Raw genomic sequence first — 19,212 nt, 5'->3', positions numbered from 1 at the left:
AGAAGGCGCAGATTGTCTCTGCGCCACAGGCCCTGGCCGATGGTCACGCCGGGTTTCACCCGGCACGGCAGCGTCAGCTGCGGTAATCCGCGTTGATGGTCACGTACTCGTGGCTGAGGTCGCAGGTCCACACGGTGGCGCTGGCCGTACCGCGGTTCAGGCCCACGCGGATGGTGATCTCGCTCTGCTTCATGACGCGCTGGCCATCCTCCTCGCGGTACGCGGGCAGGCGGCCGCCCTGGCGCACGACGGCAACGTCGTCCAGGTCTAGGTCGATCAGGCTTTGGTCCAGGTCGCCAATGCCGGCATAGCCGACGGCGGCCAGGATGCGACCCAGGTTCGGGTCGCTGGCGAAGAAGGCCGTCTTGACCAGCGGCGAGTGCGCGATGGCGTAGGCCGCCAGCTTGCACTCGGCCTCGTCGCGACCGCCTTCGATCGTGATGGCGATGAACTTGGTGGCGCCCTCGCCGTCGCGCACGATGGCCTGGGCCAGCTCCTGCGATAGGCTGATCAGCGCCTCGCGCAGCGTCTTCGCGTCGGCGCTGTCCAGCGACGTGATCTCGCCGTGCGGGGCCTTGCGGCTGGCGATCAGCAGGAAGCAGTCGTTGGTGGAGGTGTCACCGTCGATGGTGATGCGGTTGAAAGACGCATCGGCGGCCTCCTTCACGAGCGGCTGCAGCAGGGCCGGCGCGATGTTGGCGTCCGTCGCGACGAAGCCCAGCATCGTCGCCATGTTGGGGCGGATCATGCCGGCGCCCTTGGAGATGCCCGTCAGCGTGACCGGCACGCCGCCAAGCGTGACGCGGCGCGACGCCGCCTTGGGCAGCGTGTCCGTCGTCATGATGCCGGCCGCGGCCTCGCCCCAGTTGTCGGCCTTCAGCGCGGCCAGCGCACCGGGCAGGCCGGCGGCGATGCGGTCGACGGGCAGCGTCTCCATGATGACGCCGGTGGAGAACGGCAGCACCTGCTGCGGCGCGCAGCCGATCAGGCCGGCCAGCGCCTCACAGGTCTGGCGCGCGCGGGCCAAGCCGTCGGCGCCGGTGCCGGCGTTGGCATTGCCGGTGTTGATGACGAGCGCGCGCACGGCGGCACCCGCGGCCAGGTGCTCGCGGCAGACCTGCACCGGCGCGGCGCAGAAGCGGTTGGTCGTGAACACGCCGGCCACGGCAGCGCCCTCGTCCAGCGCGATGACGGTCAGGTCGCGTCGGTTGGCCTTGCGCACGCCGGCCATCGTCACGCCAAGGCGCACGCCCGGCACGGGCAACAGGGTGGCGGGATCAGGGGCGGTGAGATTGACGGGCATGGCGCGCTCGGTGAAGGAGGTCAGAGAAACCCGGGGATTCTAGGAAAGCAAAAAGGCTCCCGAAGGAGCCTTTTCAATGATGTAGCGGCTGATCAGCGCGCTTGGCGGCGACGGGCCACCCAGGCCACCACGCCCAGGCCGGCCAGCAGCAGCGCGTAGGACTCGGGCTCGGGCACCACGCCGGCCGGCGAGGTGAACGGGCTGGCAACCACCAGATCCTGGTAGTCACCGTTCGTCAGCTTGTAGACCGAGTACGTGCTGGTGCCGGTGTAGCTGAGTGCGCTGGCCAGGAAGGTGCTGGCCAGCGTGGTCACGCTGCTGGCACCGGTGACGGAGAAATTGCCGTCGAGGATGCCGTAGGTCGCCGACCCGTTGACGGCCTTCTCCTGCGTCAGCTCCCACACAGCGGTCTGGAACGCGGCCTGCGCCACGGAATCCCAGGCCGCGCCGGCGCCGGTCTTGTACGAGGTCGTGTACAGCGCCGCGAGCAGCTTGCCCTCGGTGCCACCCAGCACCGACTTCTCGTACGTGGCCGTGAGCTTGGAGTTGGGTTGCGTGGGTTCGATGCAGAAGGCTTCGAAGCTGGTGGACGTGCCAGCAGCCAGTTGCGTGTAGCCCAGCTCGTGGGCCAGCGCGCCGCGCGACCCGCCGTAGACCTGGGCGCCGTCAACGAACGCCTTCATGCGCTCGCCAGTCAGCGCGGCATTGCCCTTCCAGGCCACGTCGACCTGCTCGGTCGCTGCCATGGCGGTGTGGCTGACGGCGGCTGCAGCGAACAGGGCAGCGAACTTGATGGTGCGAGAAATCATGATCTGTTCCAGGTGACGCTGCGTGTCTATCAAACCTTGCGACGGCGCGTGGCTGCCAGGGCGCCGCCCACCGCAACCAGGGCCAGCCAGCCTGCATCGGGCTCGGGCAGTTCCATCGTGGCCGAGAAGCCCTGGCCGTCCTTGTCGCTGAAGGCCGTGCCCGTCACGTTGAGCGTCCATGCGCCAGCATCAAGCTGTCGCGTGGCAAAGGTCCACTCCTCGAAGCCCACGCGGGCAGCCGCCCAGTTGACGCCAACCAGTTCCGCCCAGCTCAGCACTTCACCGGTGGTCTGGTTCTTCAGCGAGACGCTGTCGATGTCGATCGACGGCTTGACACCCTGCAGGGCAGTGGTCTTCAGCGAGCCGCTCACCCAGGTGCTGTCGGTCAGCGTGAACAGCGACAGGCCGGTTTCCACGAAGGAGGTGCCATCACCCGTGTCATCCAGGTAGTCCGAGCGGGACACCGTCACCGTGCCGGCAAACGCGGCGGAGGCAAGGCTGAGAGCGACAGCGGCAAACAAGGCTTTCATGACGATCTTTCTTGAACTTCTACCGGACAAACCCGAGTAGCGACGTGATCTGGCACTGCACTCTAGGGGGCCCCAACCCGGCCGAGCACCCCTCATGCGTGTGGGCGGCACCCCGCTTTGTGCGCAAACGCACGGTTTCCCCCCCAGGTGAGCGGGGCCGCCTGAACCCGCGCCAGGCGGAAAACGGGCCGGCAGTGCCGGCCCGTGACGAATTCACGCGCGGTGCGTCAGGCCAGCTTGCCGTGGCAAGCCTTGAACTTCTTGCCGCTGCCGCAGGGGCAGGGGTCGTTGCGGCCGACATGGCCGAACTGCTCCAGCAGCGTGGCCGGGTCGACTTCCTGGCTGACCGAGCCGTCCTCATTGGGGTGCTGGTAGGTCACGTTGGACACGCCCGCCGCGCGCTGCTCGATGGCCTCGGCAGCGCGGTCGGCCTCCTCCTGACTCTGGATGCGCACGTTCAGCAGGATGCGCGTGACTTCCATCTTCACGACGTCCAGCAGTTGCGAGAACAGCTCGAAGGCCTCGCGCTTGTATTCCTGCTTGGGGTTCTTCTGGGCGTAGCCGCGCAGGTGGATGCCCTGGCGCAGGTAGTCCAGCGCGGCCAGGTGCTCACGCCAGCGCTGGTCGATGCTCTGCAGCAGCACCATGCGCATGAAGGGATTGAACTGCTCGATGCCGACGCGGTCGATCTTGGTCTGGAACAGCGCGTCACCGGCCTTGACGACGGCCTCGACGATCTCCTCGTCGGTGATGGAGTCGCTCTTCTTGACCAGTTCGGCCAGCGACACGTCGATCTGCCATTCCTCGCGCAGCACCTGCTCCAGCGCCGGCAGGTCCCACTGTTCCTCCAGGCTTTCCGCCGGCACATAGGTGCGCACCACGTCGGTCAGCGTGGACGCCCGCAACGACGCGATCTGCGCCAACAGCTGGTCAGCCTCGAGGATGTCGTTGCGCTGCTGGTAGATGACCTTGCGCTGGTCGTTCGACACGTCGTCGTACTCCAGCAGCTGCTTGCGGATGTCGAAGTTGCGGGCCTCGACCTTGCGCTGCGCGCCTTCGATGCTGCGCGTCACGATGCCGGCCTCGATGGCCTCGCCCTCGGGCATCTTGAGCCGGTCCATGATGGCGCGCACGCGCTCACCGGCAAAGATGCGCATCAGCTGGTCGTCCAGCGACAGGTAGAAGCGCGAGCTGCCCGGGTCACCCTGGCGGCCGGCGCGGCCGCGCAGCTGGTTGTCGATGCGGCGGCTTTCGTGGCGCTCGGTCGCGATGATGCGCAGCCCGCCCTCGGCCTTGACCTTCTCGTGAAGGCCCTGCCACTCGTCCTTGAGTTGCTGGATGCGCGCGGCCTTGTCGGCCTCGGCGATGGACTCGTCGGCCTCGATGAACTGGATCTGCTTTTCGACGTTGCCGCCCAGCACGATGTCGGTACCGCGGCCGGCCATGTTCGTGGCGATGGTGATGACACCCGGACGGCCGGCCTGGGCGACGATCTGCGCCTCCTTCTCATGCTGCTTGGCGTTCAGCACGTTGTGCGGCAGCTTGGCCTGGTTCAGCAGCTTGGAGATCAGCTCCGAGTTCTCGATGGACGTCGTGCCCACCAGCACCGGCTGGCCGCGCTCGTGGCAGCGCCGGATGTCCTCGATGACAGCAGCGTACTTTTCCTTGTCGGTCTTGTAGACAAGATCCAGCTCGTCCTTGCGGATGGTCGGGCGGTTCGGCGGGATGACGACGGTTTCCAGGCCGTAGATTTCCTGGAACTCGTAGGCCTCGGTGTCGGCCGTGCCCGTCATGCCGGACAGCTTGCCGTACATGCGGAAGTAGTTCTGGAAGGTGATGGACGCCAGCGTCTGGTTCTCGGCCTGGATCTGCACGCCTTCCTTGGCCTCGACGGCCTGGTGCAGGCCGTCACTCCAGCGGCGGCCGCTCATCAGACGGCCGGTGAACTCGTCGACGATGATGACCTCGCCGTTCTGCACGACGTAGCTCTGGTCCTTGTGATAGACGTGGTGGGCCCGCAGCGCTGCATTGAGGTGATGCATCAGCGTGATGTTGGCCGCGTCGTAGAGGCTCGCGCCCTCGGCGATCAGGCCGGCCTGGGCCAGCAGCCGCTCGGCGTTCTCGTGGCCGTCCTCGGTCAGATGGATCTGGTGCGACTTCTCGTCCACCGTGAAGTCACCCGGCTCGATGACGCCCTCGCCCGTGCGCGGGTCCAGCTCGCCGATCTGCTTCTTCAGGCCGGGCACGACCGAGTTGATCTTCAGGTAGACGTCGGTGTGGTCGTCGGCCTGGCCCGAGATGATCAGCGGCGTGCGCGCCTCGTCGATCAGGATGGAGTCCACCTCGTCGACGATGGCGTAGGCCAGACCGCGCTGCACGCGGTCGGCCGTCTCGTAGACCATGTTGTCGCGCAGGTAGTCGAAGCCGTACTCGTTGTTGGTGCCGTAGGTGACATCGGCGGCGTAGGCGGCCTGCTTCTGCTCGCGCGGCATCTGCGGCAGGTTGATGCCCACCGACAGGCCCAGGAAGTTGTACAGCTTGCCCATCCACTCGGCGTCGCGGCGCGCGAGGTAGTCGTTCACCGTGACGACATGGACACCCTTGCCGGTGAGCGCGTTCAGGTAGACAGGCAGCGTGGCCATCAGCGTCTTGCCTTCACCAGTGCGCATCTCGGCCACCTTGCCGGCGTTGAGCACCATGCCGCCGATCAGCTGCACGTCGAAGTGGCGCATCTTCAGAGCGCGCTTGCTGCCTTCGCGGCAGACGGCGAAGGCCTCGGGCAGGATGGCATCGACCGTCTCGCCCGCAGCGATGCGCTGCTTGAACTCCTCGGTCTTGCCCCGCAGGTCATCGTCGCTCAGCGCCTCGAACTTCGGCTCCAGCGCGTTGATCTGCTGCACGGTGCGGCGGTACTGCTTGAGCAAGCGCTCATTGCGGCTGCCGAAAATCGAGGTAAGTAGCTTGGGCAACATGCTGCGGATGGGGCTGGGCGAAAACCGGCCTGAGCCGGGTGACGCGCGAATCTGGGGGCGGCGCGAGGCAATGCAAGGCAGGCTTGCCGAGCCACGCAAAACGGCGCAGTTTAACGCGCAGCCGCTCGTGGCCCGCACGGCCCCATACACTGGCGCCATGTCCACGCCCCGGTACCTGCCGCCGCGCATCATTCGCACCAGCGTGCCGTCGCCCAAGCCGGTGAGCGATGTGATGCGCGCCCACGACGGGCTGGCACAGTTGGGCGAACGGCTGGAGGGATCACGCCGCCGGATGCGCGTGATTGCGCCCGCGTTGCCCGGCCTCTTGATCAACGCGATCCAACCGGGCCCGTTGGACGAGGACGGCTGGAGCCTGCTCGTCGCCAATGCGGCTGTAGCGGCCAAGTTGCGCCACCTGCTGCCACGCCTGGAAAGCCTGCTCGCGCAAGCGGGCATGGCCGGGCGCATCCGGGTCAAGCTTGTCCAGAAATAGAAAAAGCCCGCTGCGGCGTGCAGCGGGCTTTCATTGGTGCCGGCTATCGGATTCGAACTGATGACCTACCGCTTACAAGGCGGTTGCTCTACCAACTGAGCTAAGCCGGCGCATTCAGCGCGCGATTCTAGTCGCTTACTTCACCCGTTTCAGCGAAGGCCGAGGTCCGCCGCCAGGGGCATCAGGCGGCGGCGTGTCGTCACCCGCCTCATCGGCAGACTCAGCGGCAAGCCGCAAGCCGCTGCGACGCGGCTCGGCGGGTGCGACCGCGGGCGGCGGCACGCCTTCGGCCGGCGCCTCGGGTGCGGGGAAGGCCATGCCCTGGCCGTTCTCGCGCGCATAGATGGCGACCACATGGTCCACCGGCACAAGGATCTCGCGCGCCACACCGCCGAAGCGCGCCTTGAACTGGATGAACTCGTTGCCGAGGTCCAGCCCGCTGGTCGCATCGAAGCCGATGTTCAGCACGATCTCGTTGTTCGAGACGTACTCCATCGGCACCTGCACCGAACGGTCAACATGCACCGCGATGTAGGGCGTGAAGCCGTTGTCCGTGCACCAGTCGTGCAGTGCGCGGATCAAATAAGGGCGGGTGGAAGTTCCCCCACCCACACTTCCGGAAGCGGGGGTCTGGTCCATCAGCGGCGCATCACCTTCTCGGACGGCGTCAGCGCCTCGATATAGGCCGGGCGGCTGAAGATGCGCTCGGCGTACTTCAGCAGCGGCAGCGCGTTCTTGGACATGTCGATGCCGTAGTAGTCCAGGCGCCACAGCAGCGGGGCGATGGCCACGTCGAGCATCGAGAAGTCGTCGCCCAGCATGTACTTGTTCTTCAGGAAGATCGGGGCGAGCTGGGTCAGGCGGTCGCGGATCTGTGCGCGGGCCTTCTCCAGCTGCTTGTCCGTCGCCTTGGCTGTCATGCCGCGGCCTTCGAGCACGTTCACGTGAGCGAACAGCTCCTTTTCGAAGTTCAGCAGGAACAGGCGCACGCGGGCTCGGGCCACCGGGTCGCCGGGCATCAGCTGCGGGTGCGGGAAGCGCTCGTCGATGTACTCGTTGATGATGTGCGATTCGTACAGGATGAGGTCGCGCTCGACGAGGATGGGCACCTCGTTGTACGGGTTCATCAGAGCGATGTCTTCCGGCTTCGCGAACAGGTCAACGTCACGGATTTCGAAGTCCATGCCTTTCTCGAACAGCACGAAACGGCAGCGGTGCGAGTAGGGGTCGGTGGTTCCAGAGTAGAGGACCATCATGGCTTGGGCTCCCGAGGGGTCAGTCAATCAAAACGCGCAGCGGTGCTGCGCCAAAAAGCAAACGCAGTGGGCCGCCTTGTATGCGTCCCACTGCGTGGTTCGGCGCCGCCGCAAGGCTGCAGCGCCGGGACTTGCCAGTTACTTCACGTCCTTCCAGTACGACGCATTCAGTCGCCAGGCGAACAAGGTCAGGAAGCTGAGGAAGATCAGCACGATGACACCCAGTTGGAATCGCTGGGATTGTGCCGGCTCACCCATCCATTGCAGGTAGGCCACCAGATCACCGACGGCTTCGTCGTACTGACGCTCGGTCATCGTGCCCGGCGTGACTTGCTCGTAGCCCGCAAACACGTGGAGCTTCTTGCTCGGGTCATGCGGATCGGGCGCGTCCTCGAACTTCGCCACACGCTGGCCCTGCAGTTCCCACAGCACGTGCGGCATCGCGACGCTCGGGAAGGCCAGGTTGTTCCAGCCCGTCGCCTTGGTGTCGTCGCGGTAGAAGTTCCGCATGTAGGTGTAGAGGTAGTCCGCACCCGAGCCCTTCGAACCATCGGCCCGCGAACGCGCGATGACGGTCAGGTCGGGCGGGTTGGCGCCGAACCAGTCCTTGGCGTCCTGCGGGTTCAGGCTGACCTTCATGGTCTCGCCGATCTTGTCGGCGGCGAACAGCAGGTTGTTCTTGATGTCAGCGTCGCTCAGACCGATGTCGCGCATGCGGTTGTAGCGATGGAAGGCGGCCGCATGGCAGTTCAGGCAGTAGTTGACGAACAACTTGGCGCCGTTTTGCAGCGCGGCCATGTCCGACATCTTCTCCTTGGGGAACTTGTCCCAGGCGATGCCGCCGCCAGCAGCTTGTGCGCCGCCGGCAAAGCCCATGGTGATCAGCAGGATGGCGATCAGCTTTTTCATTGGTGTTCTAGCTCCGCGGCTCAGTGGGCGTTGAAGGTCACACGGTCGGGCACCGGCTTGGGCGTTCCCAGGCGGCTCCACCACGGCATCAGCAGGAAGAAGCCGAAATAGAACAGCGTGCCGATCTGCGCCACCAGCGTGCCCAGGTCGCTGGGCGGCTGGATGCCGAGGTAGCCCAGCCACAGGAAGAACACGACGAACACGGCGTAGACGTACTTGTGCCAGTCGGGGCGGTAGCGGATGGACTTGACCGGACTGTGATCCAGCCAGGGCAGGAAGAACAGGATGACGACCGCGCCACCCATGACCACCACACCCCAGAACTTGGCGTCGAAGACCTTGAGCAGACCAATCAGCACCAGCGCACCGACGAGCAGCGCGATCTTGGCGGGGCCGCCGAACTTGCCCTTCAGGAAGCTCACGACCGCGGCCAGACCGATGACGCCGCACAGCACGTTGACCATCACGTCGGTGGTCGCGCGCAGCATGGAATAGAACGGCGTGAAGTACCAGACAGGCGCGATATGCGCCGGGGTCTTCAACGGGTCGGCCGGGATGAAGTTGTTGTACTCCAGGAAGTAGCCGCCGAACTCGGGCGCGAAGAACACGATGGACGTGAACGCCAGCAGGAACAGGCACACCGCGTAGATGTCATGCACCGAGTAGAACGGGTGGAAGGGCACACCATCCAGCGGCTTGCCGTTGGCGTCCTTCGGGCCTTTCTTGATCTCGATGCCGTCGGGGTTGTTGGAACCCACATCGTGCAGCGCCAGCAGGTGGGCAACCACCAGGCCCAGCAGCACCAGCGGCACGGCGATGACGTGGAAGCTGAAGAAGCGGTTCAGCGTGGCGTCACCAACGACGTAGTCGCCGCGGATCATCAGGGCCAGGTCTTCACCAACGAAGGGCACGGCGGCGAACAGGTTCACTATGACCTGGGCGCCCCAGTACGACATCTGGCCCCAGGGCAGCAGGTAGCCCATGAAGGCCTCGGCCATCAGGCACAGGAAGATCGCGCAGCCGAAGATCCACACCAGCTCGCGCGGCTTGCGGTAGCTGCCGTAGATCAAGCCACGGAACATATGCAGATAGACGACCACGAAGAAGGCCGACGCACCCGTGGAGTGCATGTAGCGGATCAACCAGCCCCAGGGCACGTCGCGCATGATGTACTCGACCGACGCGAAGGCCAGCGCCGCGTCCGGCTTGTAGTGCATCACCAGGAAGATGCCGGTGACGATCTGGATCACCAGCACCAGCAGCGCCAGCGAGCCGAAGATGTACCACCAGTTGAAATTCTTCGGCGCGTAGTACTCCGACATGTGGACCTTGTAGGCGTCGAACGCGGTCGGGAACCGGTTCTCCAGCCAGGTCATGGTCTTCACGCCGACAGATGCGCCCGCGGGGGCTTCCTTGAATTCAGCCATGTGTCGTCCCGTTTGTTCTCGTTAGGCCTTCTTGTCCTCACCGATCAGCAGCTTGGTGTCGGCAAGGTACATGTGGGGCGGCACTTCGAGGTTGTCGGGCGCCGGCTTGTTCTTGAAGACGCGGCCGGCCATGTCAAAGGTCGAACCGTGGCAGGGGCACAGGAAGCCGCCCGTCCAGTCGTCCGGCAGCGACGGCTGCGGGCCGGCGGCGAACTTGTCGCTGGGCGAGCAGCCCAGGTGCGAGCAGATGCCCACGGCGACGAAGTACTCCGGCTTGATGGAGCGATGGCCGTTCTTGGCGTACTCGGGCGTCGGGTAGGCCTTGCGATCGGAATTGGGGTCTGCCAGCGCAGCGTCATGCTGCTTGAGCGCCTCCAGCTGTTCGGGCGTGCGGCGCACGATCCAGACCGGCTTGCCGCGCCATTCCACAGTCAGCTTTTCGCCGGGCTTCAGGCCGGAAATGTCCACCTCGACCGGCGCGCCGGCGGCCTTGGCTCGTTCGCTGGGCGCAAAGGTGCTGACGAAGGGAACGGCGGTTGCCACGCCACCCACGGCACCTGCACAACCGGTTGCGATCAACCAGGTGCGCTTGCCTTGGTCCACTTGCTGGTCACTCATGAGGGTCCTCTAAAGAGACTTCTGATCTCGGGCAGCCTGGGATTCTAGCGGAGGCTGGCTGGCGCCCCGCCCCGCCGCGCGGGCGAAAGCACGCAGGTTTACCCGCCTTCTGGCCCCGCGGAGTTGGCGTCAACATCGCCGCCGCCCCTCACAATCCACCCTTTTTTGCAGGAGTCCGCATGAGTTTCTTGTCTGAGTTCCGGGAGTTCGCCGTCAAGGGGAATGTCATCGACCTGGCCGTCGGCGTCATCATTGGCGGTGCTTTCGGCAAGATCGTGGACTCGCTGGTCGGCGACGTCATCATGCCGGTGGTCAGCAAGGTGTTCGGCGGCCTGGACTTCAGCAACTACTTCATCCCACTGGCCGGCCAGACAGCCACGACGCTGGCCGACGCCAAGAAGGAAGGCGCTGTGCTGGCCTACGGCAGCTTCATGACCGTGTCGCTGAACTTCATCATCCTGGCCTTCGTCATCTTCCTGATGATCAAGCAAATCAACCGCCTCAAGCGCAGCGAACCCGCCGCCGCACCGGCCGAACCGCCGCCCACACCGGAAGACATCCAGTTGCTGCGCGAGATCCGCGACTCGCTCAAGCGCTGATCGAAATTGCAAGCGCCCGGTAAACAATCGTTACCGGGCTTGTTTTTGCCACGGATTTGACGCCCTGCCGGAAACCCCGGCTTGCGGCCGGCGCGATACTTTGGGTGCAAGCCTGCGCCCCACCCCCTCGATGAACGCGCCCGAGATTCGCCTGAATCCCCACCTCGAAGCCTCGCTGACCCGCATCCGGTTGGCGGGCGAGCAGGCGGCGGAGCGCTGCGCCGAAGGTCTGGGACTGTCGGCGCTGTCGGCCGGGCAGATCAAGCGGCGCGACGCCTTGCTCGCCGCACAGTTCGTCTTCAGGCAGCAGCAAGGCACGTTCTCGCAGCGGTTCCTGCAGAGTTTGCGCCGGCAGGTCACGGCCGAACAGTCCGGCGCCAAGACCGAGACCACGCCCTCCGCCAAGAAGGACTGGGGCGAGCTGTCGCTGATGGATGACGATCAGGTCAACAACCTCGTCGCCGCAGACCGCATCGGCCTGGCCATCGGCCACCACAGCGAGTGGGAGCTGCGCGAAGTCGAGTCCTACATCTCAAGCATCCAGGTCGGCGAGCGCAACCCGCTGCGGCCGGAGCTCATCGGCCAGGCACTGCTGGACGCCGTGCAGGCCATCACCGACGACCCGCTGACGCGCCAGACGCTGACCGACGAGCTGACCCGCTCGCTGGCCCAGGAGATGCGCGGCTGCTATGCCGACATCGCCGAGCTGCTGCGCTCACGCGGGCTACGGCCGCAGGACCTGCGTGTGCGGGCGACGCCGGACGGCGCATCGCGGCACGGTGCGCTCGGCGGTGCGGCCAGTCAGCACGCGGAGCTCGACTCGGGGCACGGCGCCATGTCAACGCGCAGCGGCGCGATCAGCTCGGGCCACGGCACGCTGGGTCGCAGCACGATGGGCGGCAGCGCCGGCGGCTTCGGCGGCCGCAGCAGCATGGGGCCGGGCATCGGCCGTGTCGACCCGCACATGATGGACCTGCTGCGCCGCCTTGCCCAAGCGCCCGCAGCCTTCGACGCCCACGACAGCGGCCACTCCAGCCGCATGGGGCTGGACACGCTGTCCGGCGAACCCAGCGCCTGGGGCCAGCTGCCGCTGCCACCCAACCTGATCCAGCTGCACCGCGACGAGCTGCGCCAGGCCGCCACGGGCCGGCTGGACCACATGGTCATCGACGTCGTCAGCAGCCTGTTCGACCAGATCCTGTCCGACCCCAAGGTGCCGCCGCAGATGGCGCGCCTGCTGGCGCGGCTGCAGTTGCCGGTGCTGCGGGCGGCACTGGGGGACGAGACGTTCTTCTCGTCGCGCCGCCACCCAGTGCGCCAGTTCGTCAACCGGCTGGCCTCGCTGGCCTGCGCATTCGACGACTTCAGCGAAGACCCGGGCCGGGCCTTCCTGACCCATGTGCGCGACCTGGTGCAAGACGTCACACAGGGCGACTTCGACCGCATGGACGTCTACACGTCCAAGCTGGACGACCTGGAAGCCTTCATCGCCGAGCAAGCCCGCGTCACGCTGAAGGCCTCGGGCGACGCGGCCGCCGTCGTTGAGCGGCGCGAGACCGACCTGCGCCTGCAACAGCGCTATGCACTGCAACTGCAGCAGCAGCTGGCGCGCGTGCCGATGCAGGACTTCCTGCGCAATTTCCTGGCCCAGGTCTGGAGCCAGGCCATCGTGCTGGCCTCGCGAGAAGGGGCGCCTGAACGTGCGCTGCGCCTGCGCACGCTGGGCCGCAGCCTGGTCATGAGCGTGCAGCCCAAGGGCGGCACGGCCGCCCGTGCCGACTTCCTGCGCGAGCTGCCCAACCTGATGCGCACGCTGAACGAGGGGCTGGACCTGATCCGCTGGCCCGACGCGCCGCGCAAGGACTTCTTCGGTGCGCTGCTGCCGGCGCATGCCGAGTCGCTGAAGGGCCAGGCCCCCAGCGCGCTGGACACCAACCTGCTGATCAAGCAGCTCGACCAGATCTTCGGCGTGCCGCCACCGGCCGAGGCCGACCTGGCCAAGCCCATGGCAGGCGAGACGCTGCCGGGCGACCTGGATGCCAGTCAGCGGCTGACCCCGGCCGAGGCCAAGAGTCTGGGCCTAGTCGAGGAGGCCACCGTCGACTGGAACGGCGAGCTCGATCTGGACCTGTCCGGCAACGACGCCGTCGCTGCCGCCGAGCCGCTGCAGGCCGTGGACATCTCCATCGACGGCCTGCCTGCCGCCGAGAGCGCCGCCGAACCCAGCGGCGGCGCGCTGCTGGTAGACAACATGCAGCTGGGATTCGCCTACCAGATGCACACCGGCACCGAGTGGCAGAAGATGCGCCTGGCCCACATCAGCGCGGGCCGCAGCTTCTTCATCTTCACGCACGGCAACCGCCACCAGGAAACGGTCACCATGACTGCTCGCATGCTGAAGAAGCTGTGCGAGGCTGGCCGCATGCGCGCCTACGAGACCGCCCACCTGCTGGAGCGCGCCACGGCCCGTGCCCGCGCGCAGCTCGCCGCGCTCACACCGACGCGCTGAAGTGAACAGGCCCCTCGCCCCGTCTCGCTGCTCAACGCGCGCGATCCTGGTCGGTTCCCCCGCGGGAACGCCGCCCCCTGCGTCCTTGAGCCGCCAGCGTCGTCAGACGGTCAATCGCCTTGCCATCGCCAACGCCGCCGCGAGGCTGGCCGGGTCGGCAATGCCGCGCCCAGCGATGTCGAACGCCGTGCCGTGATCGGGGCTGGTGCGCACGAAGGGCAGACCTAGCGTCACGTTGACGCCCTGCTCCACGCCCAGGTACTTGACCGGGATCAGCCCGTGGTCGTGCGTCATCGCGACGACCACGTCGAACTCGCCGCGCCGCGCACGCATGAAGACCGTGTCCGGCGCATGGGGGCCGGTCGCATCCAGCCCCAGCGCGCGCGCATCGGCGATGGCCGGCGCGATGTGGTGGATCTCCTCGTCGCCGAACAAGCCTCCCTCGCCCGCATGCGGATTCAGCCCGGCCACCGCGATGCGCGGCGCCGCGATGCCCATGCGCTGCAGCGCGGCGCCGGTGATGCGCACCGTCTCCAGCACGCTGGCCCGGGTCACGCGCGCGATGGCATCGCGCAGCGCGCAGTGGATGGTGACCAGCACCGTGCGCAGCTCCTCGTTGGCCAGCATCATGCGCACCGGCGCCCCGCCGGCCAGCGCCTGCAGCATCTCGGTGTGCCCGGGGAACGGCGAGCCGGCCGCATGCAGGGCCTCCTTGTGGATGGGCGCCGTGACCAGCGCCCGCGCCCGACCAGCCTGGACTTGTGCCGCCGCCGCGTCGATGCACAAGGCCGCCGCGCCCCCAGCGCGCGCGTCCACCTGCCCGAGAGGCAATTCGCCCAGCCCCGCCGGCAGGCCTTCTGGCTGCCAGACAGGCACGCAGCGCGGCGGCACGCGGTCGTGTTCGGCCAGTGACGTGAGCTGCAGCACCGCCAGCCCGCCGCCAGTCATCGCCACGGCACGGCGCATCACGGCCACATCGCCCACCACGACGGCCTCGCGCGGTGCCTCGCGGCGCCACAGGCTGGCAATGATCTCGGGGCCGATGCCGCAGGCGTCGCCCATGCTGATGACGATGGGCAGGGGAAGTTGGGACGCTAAAGACATGACGCATTCTTTCATCGCACCACCCCAGCCGCTGGCAGACTGCCGGCCACCCTTGCAGCGCCGGAGAAGCCCTTGACCCCGCCCCCCTACCCCATCGGTACACCCGGTCAGCCCTGGGGGCCTGCCGACGTGGCCGCCTGGCGCGCCCGCGTCGTCAGCCAGCGCAGCTACGCCGATGACGTGCTGGCTGCCCTCGAGCCGCTGCGCCAGTCCTTCGACGTCAGCGAGTACGGCGCGCTGGTCTACGACGGCGAGCGCTTCCCGCTGCTGGCTGTGCGCAGCCGCGACTGGCGCGACGACCTGCCCACGCTGGTGATCACCGGCGGCGTGCACGGCTACGAGACCAGCGGCGTGCACGGCGCCCTGCAGTTCCTGCGCGACCACGGCACCGAGACCGCCGGCCGGGCCAACCTGCTGGCCGTGCCCTGCGTCAGCCCCTGGGCCTACGAACGCGTGCAGCGCTGGAACCCCGATGCGCTGGACCCCAACCGCAACTTCCGCGCCGGCAGCCCGGCCGGCGAGTCGGCGGCGCTGGTGGCCCTGCTGGCGCCGCTGCACGGCCGCACGCGGCTGCACATCGACCTGCACGAGACCACCGACAGCGACGAGGCCGAGTTCCGCCCCGCGCTGGCCGCCCGCGACGGCGAGGCCTTCGTGCCGGACACCGTGCCCGACGGCTTCTACCTCGTCGACGATGCGGACCGCCCCCAGCCCGCATTCCAGCGCGCCGTCATCAACGCCGTGGCGCAGGTCACCCACATCGCGCCGCCCGACGCCCACGGCCTCATCATCGGCTGCCCGTTGCAGTCGCCCGGCGTCATCAGCTACGCCGTGGCGCGCAAGGGCCTGTGCGCGGCCATCACGGCGGCGCGCTTCAGCACCACCACCGAGGTCTACCCCGACAGCCCGCGCACGACGCCGCAGCAATGCCTGGATGCGCAGGTCGCTGCCGTGCGGGCGGCCATCGCCTACGCGCTGTCGGCCGCGGACTGACGGCTACTGGCAGGTGCTCACGCTCATGGCGCCCACGCCCAGCGTGGCCTGCAGGTGGGTCAGCGTGCCCACCATGCGGCCCATGCGGCGCGTCACCACGCCCTGCGCATCGCGCTCGAGCTTGACGCACAACTCGGGGTTCAGGGCCATGGCGATGCGCTCCTCGACCGTGGGCCGGGGCGTGTTGCTGCGCGGATCGGTCGTGGCCGGGTTGGCCAGCGCGCCGCGCAGCACCTCGGCACGTGGCCGCAGGTCCAGCGGCGCGCTGCCCGAGGCGGCCCGTGCCGGCGATGGCGGCGTGCCAGGCGTGCCGGCCGGTGAGGCATCGGCGCCCGGGCCGGCTGCCGTGGTGGCGGCCACCGTGAAGTCCGGTGGCGCCAGGGGCGGCACGTTGGCCGGCGGGCCCGGCCACTGCGGCGCCTCGGCCGGCGCGCGGCGCGGGCGCGGCGGCTGAACGGGCGCCACCAGCCGCAACGCCAGCGCCCGTCGGGCTTCACTGCTGGTGGCGGGCTGCAGGCGCGCCTGCCAGAACAGCAGCAACAGCACGGCGTGCCCCATCAGCACCGCCAGCATCACCGCCCGCGGGCGCCACACCGGCGCGCCGGGCCGCCAAAACGCGACGGTGCTCAAGCCGACAGCGGTGCCACGCCACACCGCTCGCGCGGCGCCTCGGTCGGCGCAAGTGCGGAGCAGCGGCAAGCGAGCGAATTCATCGCTGCATGCTAGGGGCGGTCGCGGGCCGCCGCGTTACGCCAGGGTTAGGGCGCGGTTGGGCTGAGCTCAGGCCGGATTGGGCACGTCGATGAAGCGCACCGCCAGGCCCAACTCGGCCGCCACGCGCTCGCCCACGCCTTGCACACCGTAGCGCTCGGTGGCGTGGTGACCGGCAGCGATGAAGGCCACGCCGGTCTCGCGGGCGTAGTGGGCCTGAGGCTCGGAGATTTCGCCGGTGATGAAGACATCGGCACCGGCCGCGATGGCCGACTCGAAATAGCCCTGCGCCCCGCCGCTGCACCAGGCCACGCGGCGCAGCGGCCGGCCATCGCCTTCGACAGCGGTCACGTCACGCCCGGTCAGCGTGCGCAACTGCGCGCTCACGGCCACCAGCGTCGTCGGCTCGACAGCCGCCGTGAAGCCCAGGTCCTGGTCGCCAAAGCGGCCATCGGCCATCCAGCCCAGGCGCCGGCCCAGCTGCGCGTTGTTGCCCAACTCGGGGTGGGCGTCCAGCGGCAGGTGGTAGGCAAACAGGCTGATGTCGTGCTGGATGAGGCGGGCCAGGCGCTGCTTCATCCAGCCGGTCACGCGGCCGTCCTGGCCACGCCAGAACAGGCCGTGGTGCACGAGGATGGCATCGGCCTGCGCCGCGATGGCGGCATCGATCAAGGCCAGGCTCGCCGTGACCCCGCAGACCAGCCGGTTGACCTCGGCGCGTCCCTCGACCTGCAGGCCGTTCGGCCCATAATCCTTGAACCGTGTGGGCTCCAGCCATTGGTTGAGCTGGCGTTCCAGCGCGGCGCGATCGGTCATGGGGTGATGAAGTGTTGAAGCGGCTGTGGCTGATTTTCGCGCAGGCGGTCACGGTGCTGCTGGCAGCGTTGTTCGTGGTGGCCACCTTGAAGCCGCACTGGCTGCCGCCCCTGCGCGGCACCGCCCCCACGCCGGCCGTGACGGCCCAGACAGCCCAGCAGATCGCCCTGCCGCCCACGCCGCCAGCCTCGGTCGCGCGCACCGGCTTTGCGCCGGCCGCCCGCGCCGCGTCGCCGGCCGTCGTCAGCATCACGGCCAGCAAGGCACCGGAGCGCGCCGGGCGCAGCCGCGAGTCGGTCTTCGGCTTCCACTTCGGCCCGCGCCAGCCGCGCAACCCGCAGCTGGGCCTGGGCTCGGGCGTCATCATCTCGGCCGACGGCGTGCTGCTGACGAACAACCATGTCGTCGAGGGTGCGTCGGACATCGAAGTGCAGCTCAGCGACGGGCGCCAGACCCGCGCCACCATCGTCGGCACCGACCCCGAGACCGACATCGCCGTGCTGCGCATCACGCTGCCCGACCTGCCCGTCATCGCGCTGGGCGACGCCGCCAGCCTGCAGGTGGGCGATGTGGTGCTGGCCATCGGCAACCCCTTCAACGTCGGTCAGACGGTCACCTCCGGCATCGTGTCGGCGCTGGGCCGCAACCAGCTGGGCATCAACGCCTTCGAGAACTTCATCCAGACCGACGCGGCCATCAACCCCGGCAACTCCGGCGGCGCGCTGGTGGACGCCGACGGCCGGCTGGTGGGCATCAACACGGCCATCTTCTCGCGCAGCGGCGGGTCGCTGGGCATCGGCTTCGCCATCCCCGTGGACGTGGCCCGGCAGGTCGCGACGGCGCTGCTGAAGGACGGTGTGGTAGCGCGCGGCTACATCGGCGTGCAGACCGGCGAACTGACGCCCGAGCTGGCCGAGACGCTGAAGCTGGGCGACATCCAGGGCGTGCTGGTGCGGGGCGTCTACGACGACGCGCCCGCCGCCCGCGCCGGCATCAAGCCGGGCGATGTGCTGACGCGCATCGGTGACCAGCCCGTCACCTCACCGGCCGAGTTGCTGGCCCGCGTGGCGGCCCTGGCGCCACGCAGCCGCGTCGACGTGGCCTTGCAACGCGGCGAGCGGGCGATGACGTTCTCGCTGCTCGTAGGCCAGCGCCCACCGCCGCAGCGCGCTCAGCGCGGCTCGGACGAGGACTGATCTTCCGGCGGCGGTGTCGTGCTGCGGATGAAGTAGCCGGCGGCCAGCAGACCCAGCTCGTACAGCAGGCACATCGGGATGGCCAGCGCCAGCTGCGAGACGATGTCGGGCGGCGTGATGACGGCCGCGATGATGAAGGCCACGACGATGAAGTAGCCGCGCCATTCGCGCAGCTTCTCCACCGACACGATGCCCATGCGCGCCAGCACCACCACCACCACCGGCACCTCGAACGCCGCACCGAAGGCGATGAACATGTTCATGACGAAGCCGAGGTAGGCCTCGATGTCCGGCGCCGCCGTGATGCTCTTGGGCGCGAAGCTCTGGATGAACTGGAAGACCTGGCCGAAGACGAAGAAGTAGCAAAACGCCACGCCGGCAAAGAACAGCAGCGTGCTGGACAGCACCAGCGGCATCACCAGCCGCTTCTCGTGCGAGTACAGGCCCGGCGCGATGAAGGCCCAGGCCTGGTAGAGCACCACCGGCAGCGCGAGCATGAAGCCGGCCAGCATCGTGATCTTGATGGGCACGAAGAACGGCGCGATCACGTTGGTGGCGATCATCGTCGTGCCCGCCGGCAGGTGGGCCACCAGCGGCGCGGCGAGCAGGTCGTACATGGGCCCGGGGCCCGGGTAGATGCACAGGGCGCCGAAGCACACGACGACGGCGATCAGCGCACGCACCAGGCGGTCGCGCAGCTCCATCAGGTGGGCAACGAAGGGCTGCTCGGTGCCGGCCAGCTCGTCGTGGTCGGGTTTCTGGAAAGAGGAGCTCATCAGCGAATGCCTGGGTGCCGGAAGCGCGCCACGCGGGCCGCGCCGGACTGGGTGTGGCGGCGCACGCCGGCCTTCTGCTTGAACCACAGCGGCGTTGCACCGCGCTTGAGGCGCCAGTTCTTCTTGGGATGGCGGTACTCGGGCGCGGGCGTCTGCAGGCTGCCGAAATCCGCAGCGCTGCCATCGTCAGC

The 19,212-nt window shown here is 68.0% G+C and carries 18 protein-coding genes, 1 tRNA gene and 1 pseudogene; 5 read left to right on the top strand and 15 right to left on the bottom strand.

All coding sequences use genetic code 11. The features are described from left to right. Nucleotides 1–73: 73 nt before the first annotated feature. From argJ to secA, 4 genes are all read right to left on the bottom strand, one after another. The gene (gene argJ, locus NYO99_RS19360) at nucleotides 74–1,303 is read right to left on the bottom strand and encodes a bifunctional glutamate N-acetyltransferase/amino-acid acetyltransferase ArgJ (RefSeq protein WP_268168934.1); all 1,230 of its coding nucleotides are present in this window, start codon (nucleotides 1,301–1,303) and stop codon (nucleotides 74–76) included. 92 nt (nucleotides 1,304–1,395) lie between these two features. Further along, nucleotides 1,396–2,112, bottom strand: a complete 717-nt coding sequence (locus tag NYO99_RS19355) for a PEP-CTERM sorting domain-containing protein (protein ID WP_268168933.1) — start codon at nucleotides 2,110–2,112, stop codon at nucleotides 1,396–1,398. 29 nt (nucleotides 2,113–2,141) lie between these two features. Further along, nucleotides 2,142–2,642: a hypothetical protein gene (locus NYO99_RS19350; protein WP_268168932.1), complete on the bottom strand. Its 501-nt coding sequence runs from the start codon at nucleotides 2,640–2,642 to the stop codon at nucleotides 2,142–2,144. Nucleotides 2,643–2,869: 227 nt separating this feature from the next. Next, entirely contained in the window at nucleotides 2,870–5,614 is a 2,745-nt protein-coding gene (gene secA / locus NYO99_RS19345; protein ID WP_268168931.1) for a preprotein translocase subunit SecA, read from the bottom strand. Here secA and NYO99_RS19340 point away from each other — a divergent pair. Beyond that, nucleotides 5,559–6,107 carry a hypothetical protein gene (locus NYO99_RS19340; protein ID WP_268168986.1) on the top strand — a complete coding sequence of 183 codons (549 nt, stop codon included), beginning with the start codon at nucleotides 5,559–5,561 and terminating at the stop codon, nucleotides 6,105–6,107. The genes secA and NYO99_RS19340 overlap by 56 nt on opposite strands. A 34-nt stretch (nucleotides 6,108–6,141) precedes the next feature. Here NYO99_RS19340 and NYO99_RS19335 read toward each other — a convergent pair. The 6 genes from NYO99_RS19335 to petA all read right to left on the bottom strand — a co-directional run bounded on the left by NYO99_RS19335 (nucleotide 6,142) and on the right by petA (nucleotide 10,317). Then, nucleotides 6,142–6,217: transfer RNA gene (locus tag NYO99_RS19335), tRNA-Thr, on the bottom strand. A gap of 25 nt (nucleotides 6,218–6,242) precedes the next feature. Further along, entirely contained in the window at nucleotides 6,243–6,746 is a 504-nt protein-coding gene (locus tag NYO99_RS19330; protein WP_268168930.1) for a ClpXP protease specificity-enhancing factor, read from the bottom strand. After that, nucleotides 6,746–7,363, bottom strand: coding sequence for a glutathione S-transferase N-terminal domain-containing protein (locus NYO99_RS19325; RefSeq protein WP_268168929.1), 618 nt, complete (start codon nucleotides 7,361–7,363; stop codon nucleotides 6,746–6,748). The genes NYO99_RS19330 and NYO99_RS19325 overlap by 1 nt, the downstream gene beginning before the upstream one ends. A 138-nt stretch (nucleotides 7,364–7,501) precedes the next feature. Then, a complete protein-coding gene (locus NYO99_RS19320; protein ID WP_268168928.1) occupies nucleotides 7,502–8,272 on the bottom strand; it encodes a cytochrome c1 in 771 nt (256 codons plus the stop codon). Between the two features lie 20 nt (nucleotides 8,273–8,292). Beyond that, nucleotides 8,293–9,699, bottom strand: a complete 1,407-nt coding sequence (locus tag NYO99_RS19315) for a cytochrome b (RefSeq protein ID WP_268168927.1) — start codon at nucleotides 9,697–9,699, stop codon at nucleotides 8,293–8,295. A 21-nt stretch (nucleotides 9,700–9,720) separates the two neighbouring features. Beyond that, entirely contained in the window at nucleotides 9,721–10,317 is a 597-nt protein-coding gene (petA, locus tag NYO99_RS19310; protein ID WP_268168926.1) for a ubiquinol-cytochrome c reductase iron-sulfur subunit, read from the bottom strand. A 179-nt stretch (nucleotides 10,318–10,496) separates the two neighbouring features. On the opposite strand from petA, the gene mscL reads away from it, so the two are divergent. Together mscL and NYO99_RS19300 are read left to right on the top strand one after the other, a co-directional pair. Next, nucleotides 10,497–10,916 (top strand): large conductance mechanosensitive channel protein MscL, encoded by a 420-nt coding sequence (gene mscL, locus NYO99_RS19305; protein WP_268168925.1) that lies wholly within the window; start codon nucleotides 10,497–10,499, stop codon nucleotides 10,914–10,916. Nucleotides 10,917–11,046: 130 nt separating this feature from the next. Beyond that, entirely contained in the window at nucleotides 11,047–13,425 is a 2,379-nt protein-coding gene (locus NYO99_RS19300; RefSeq protein ID WP_268168924.1) for a DUF1631 family protein, read from the top strand. A 102-nt stretch (nucleotides 13,426–13,527) separates the two neighbouring features. Here NYO99_RS19300 and pdxA read toward each other — a convergent pair whose 3' ends face one another. Then, nucleotides 13,528–14,529 (bottom strand): 4-hydroxythreonine-4-phosphate dehydrogenase PdxA, encoded by a 1,002-nt coding sequence (pdxA, locus tag NYO99_RS19295; RefSeq protein WP_268168923.1) that lies wholly within the window; start codon nucleotides 14,527–14,529, stop codon nucleotides 13,528–13,530. A gap of 72 nt (nucleotides 14,530–14,601) precedes the next feature. On the opposite strand from pdxA, the gene NYO99_RS19290 reads away from it, so the two are divergent. Beyond that, on the top strand, nucleotides 14,602–15,522 hold the full coding sequence (locus NYO99_RS19290; RefSeq protein WP_268168922.1) for a M14 family metallopeptidase: 921 nt from the start codon (nucleotides 14,602–14,604) through the stop codon (nucleotides 15,520–15,522). 3 nt (nucleotides 15,523–15,525) lie between these two features. On the opposite strand, the gene NYO99_RS19285 is transcribed toward NYO99_RS19290, so the two are convergent. Both NYO99_RS19285 and NYO99_RS19280 read right to left on the bottom strand, forming a co-directional pair. Beyond that, a complete protein-coding gene (locus tag NYO99_RS19285) occupies nucleotides 15,526–16,152 on the bottom strand; it encodes a flagellar biosynthesis protein FlhF (protein WP_268168921.1) in 627 nt (208 codons plus the stop codon). Nucleotides 16,153–16,302: 150 nt separating this feature from the next. After that, complete coding sequence (locus tag NYO99_RS19280; protein WP_268168920.1) at nucleotides 16,303–17,049, bottom strand: Nif3-like dinuclear metal center hexameric protein; 747 nt, start codon at nucleotides 17,047–17,049, stop codon at nucleotides 16,303–16,305. 14 nt (nucleotides 17,050–17,063) lie between these two features. Here NYO99_RS19280 and NYO99_RS19275 point away from each other — a divergent pair, with 14 nt between their 5' ends. Beyond that, nucleotides 17,064–18,245: a S1C family serine protease gene (locus tag NYO99_RS19275; protein WP_268168919.1), complete on the top strand. Its 1,182-nt coding sequence runs from the start codon at nucleotides 17,064–17,066 to the stop codon at nucleotides 18,243–18,245. On the opposite strand, the gene tatC is transcribed toward NYO99_RS19275, so the two are convergent. Both tatC and tatB read right to left on the bottom strand, forming a co-directional pair. Further along, the gene (gene tatC, locus NYO99_RS19270; protein ID WP_268168918.1) at nucleotides 18,221–19,021 is read right to left on the bottom strand and encodes a twin-arginine translocase subunit TatC; all 801 of its coding nucleotides are present in this window, start codon (nucleotides 19,019–19,021) and stop codon (nucleotides 18,221–18,223) included. The two genes, NYO99_RS19275 and tatC, sit on opposite strands and share 25 nt — an antisense overlap. Then, nucleotides 19,021–19,191, bottom strand: a pseudogene (tatB, locus tag NYO99_RS21415) (Sec-independent protein translocase protein TatB); the annotation flags it as partial. The gene tatC and the pseudogene tatB, both read right to left, overlap by 1 nt. Nucleotides 19,192–19,212: the final 21 nt, after the last annotated feature.

The organism is Roseateles hydrophilus (assembly GCF_026712245.1).
In the GTDB taxonomy this organism is placed as follows: Bacteria; Pseudomonadota; Gammaproteobacteria; order Burkholderiales; family Burkholderiaceae_C; genus Pelomonas; species Pelomonas hydrophilus.
This window is presented reverse-complemented; position numbering and strand designations above follow the sequence as displayed.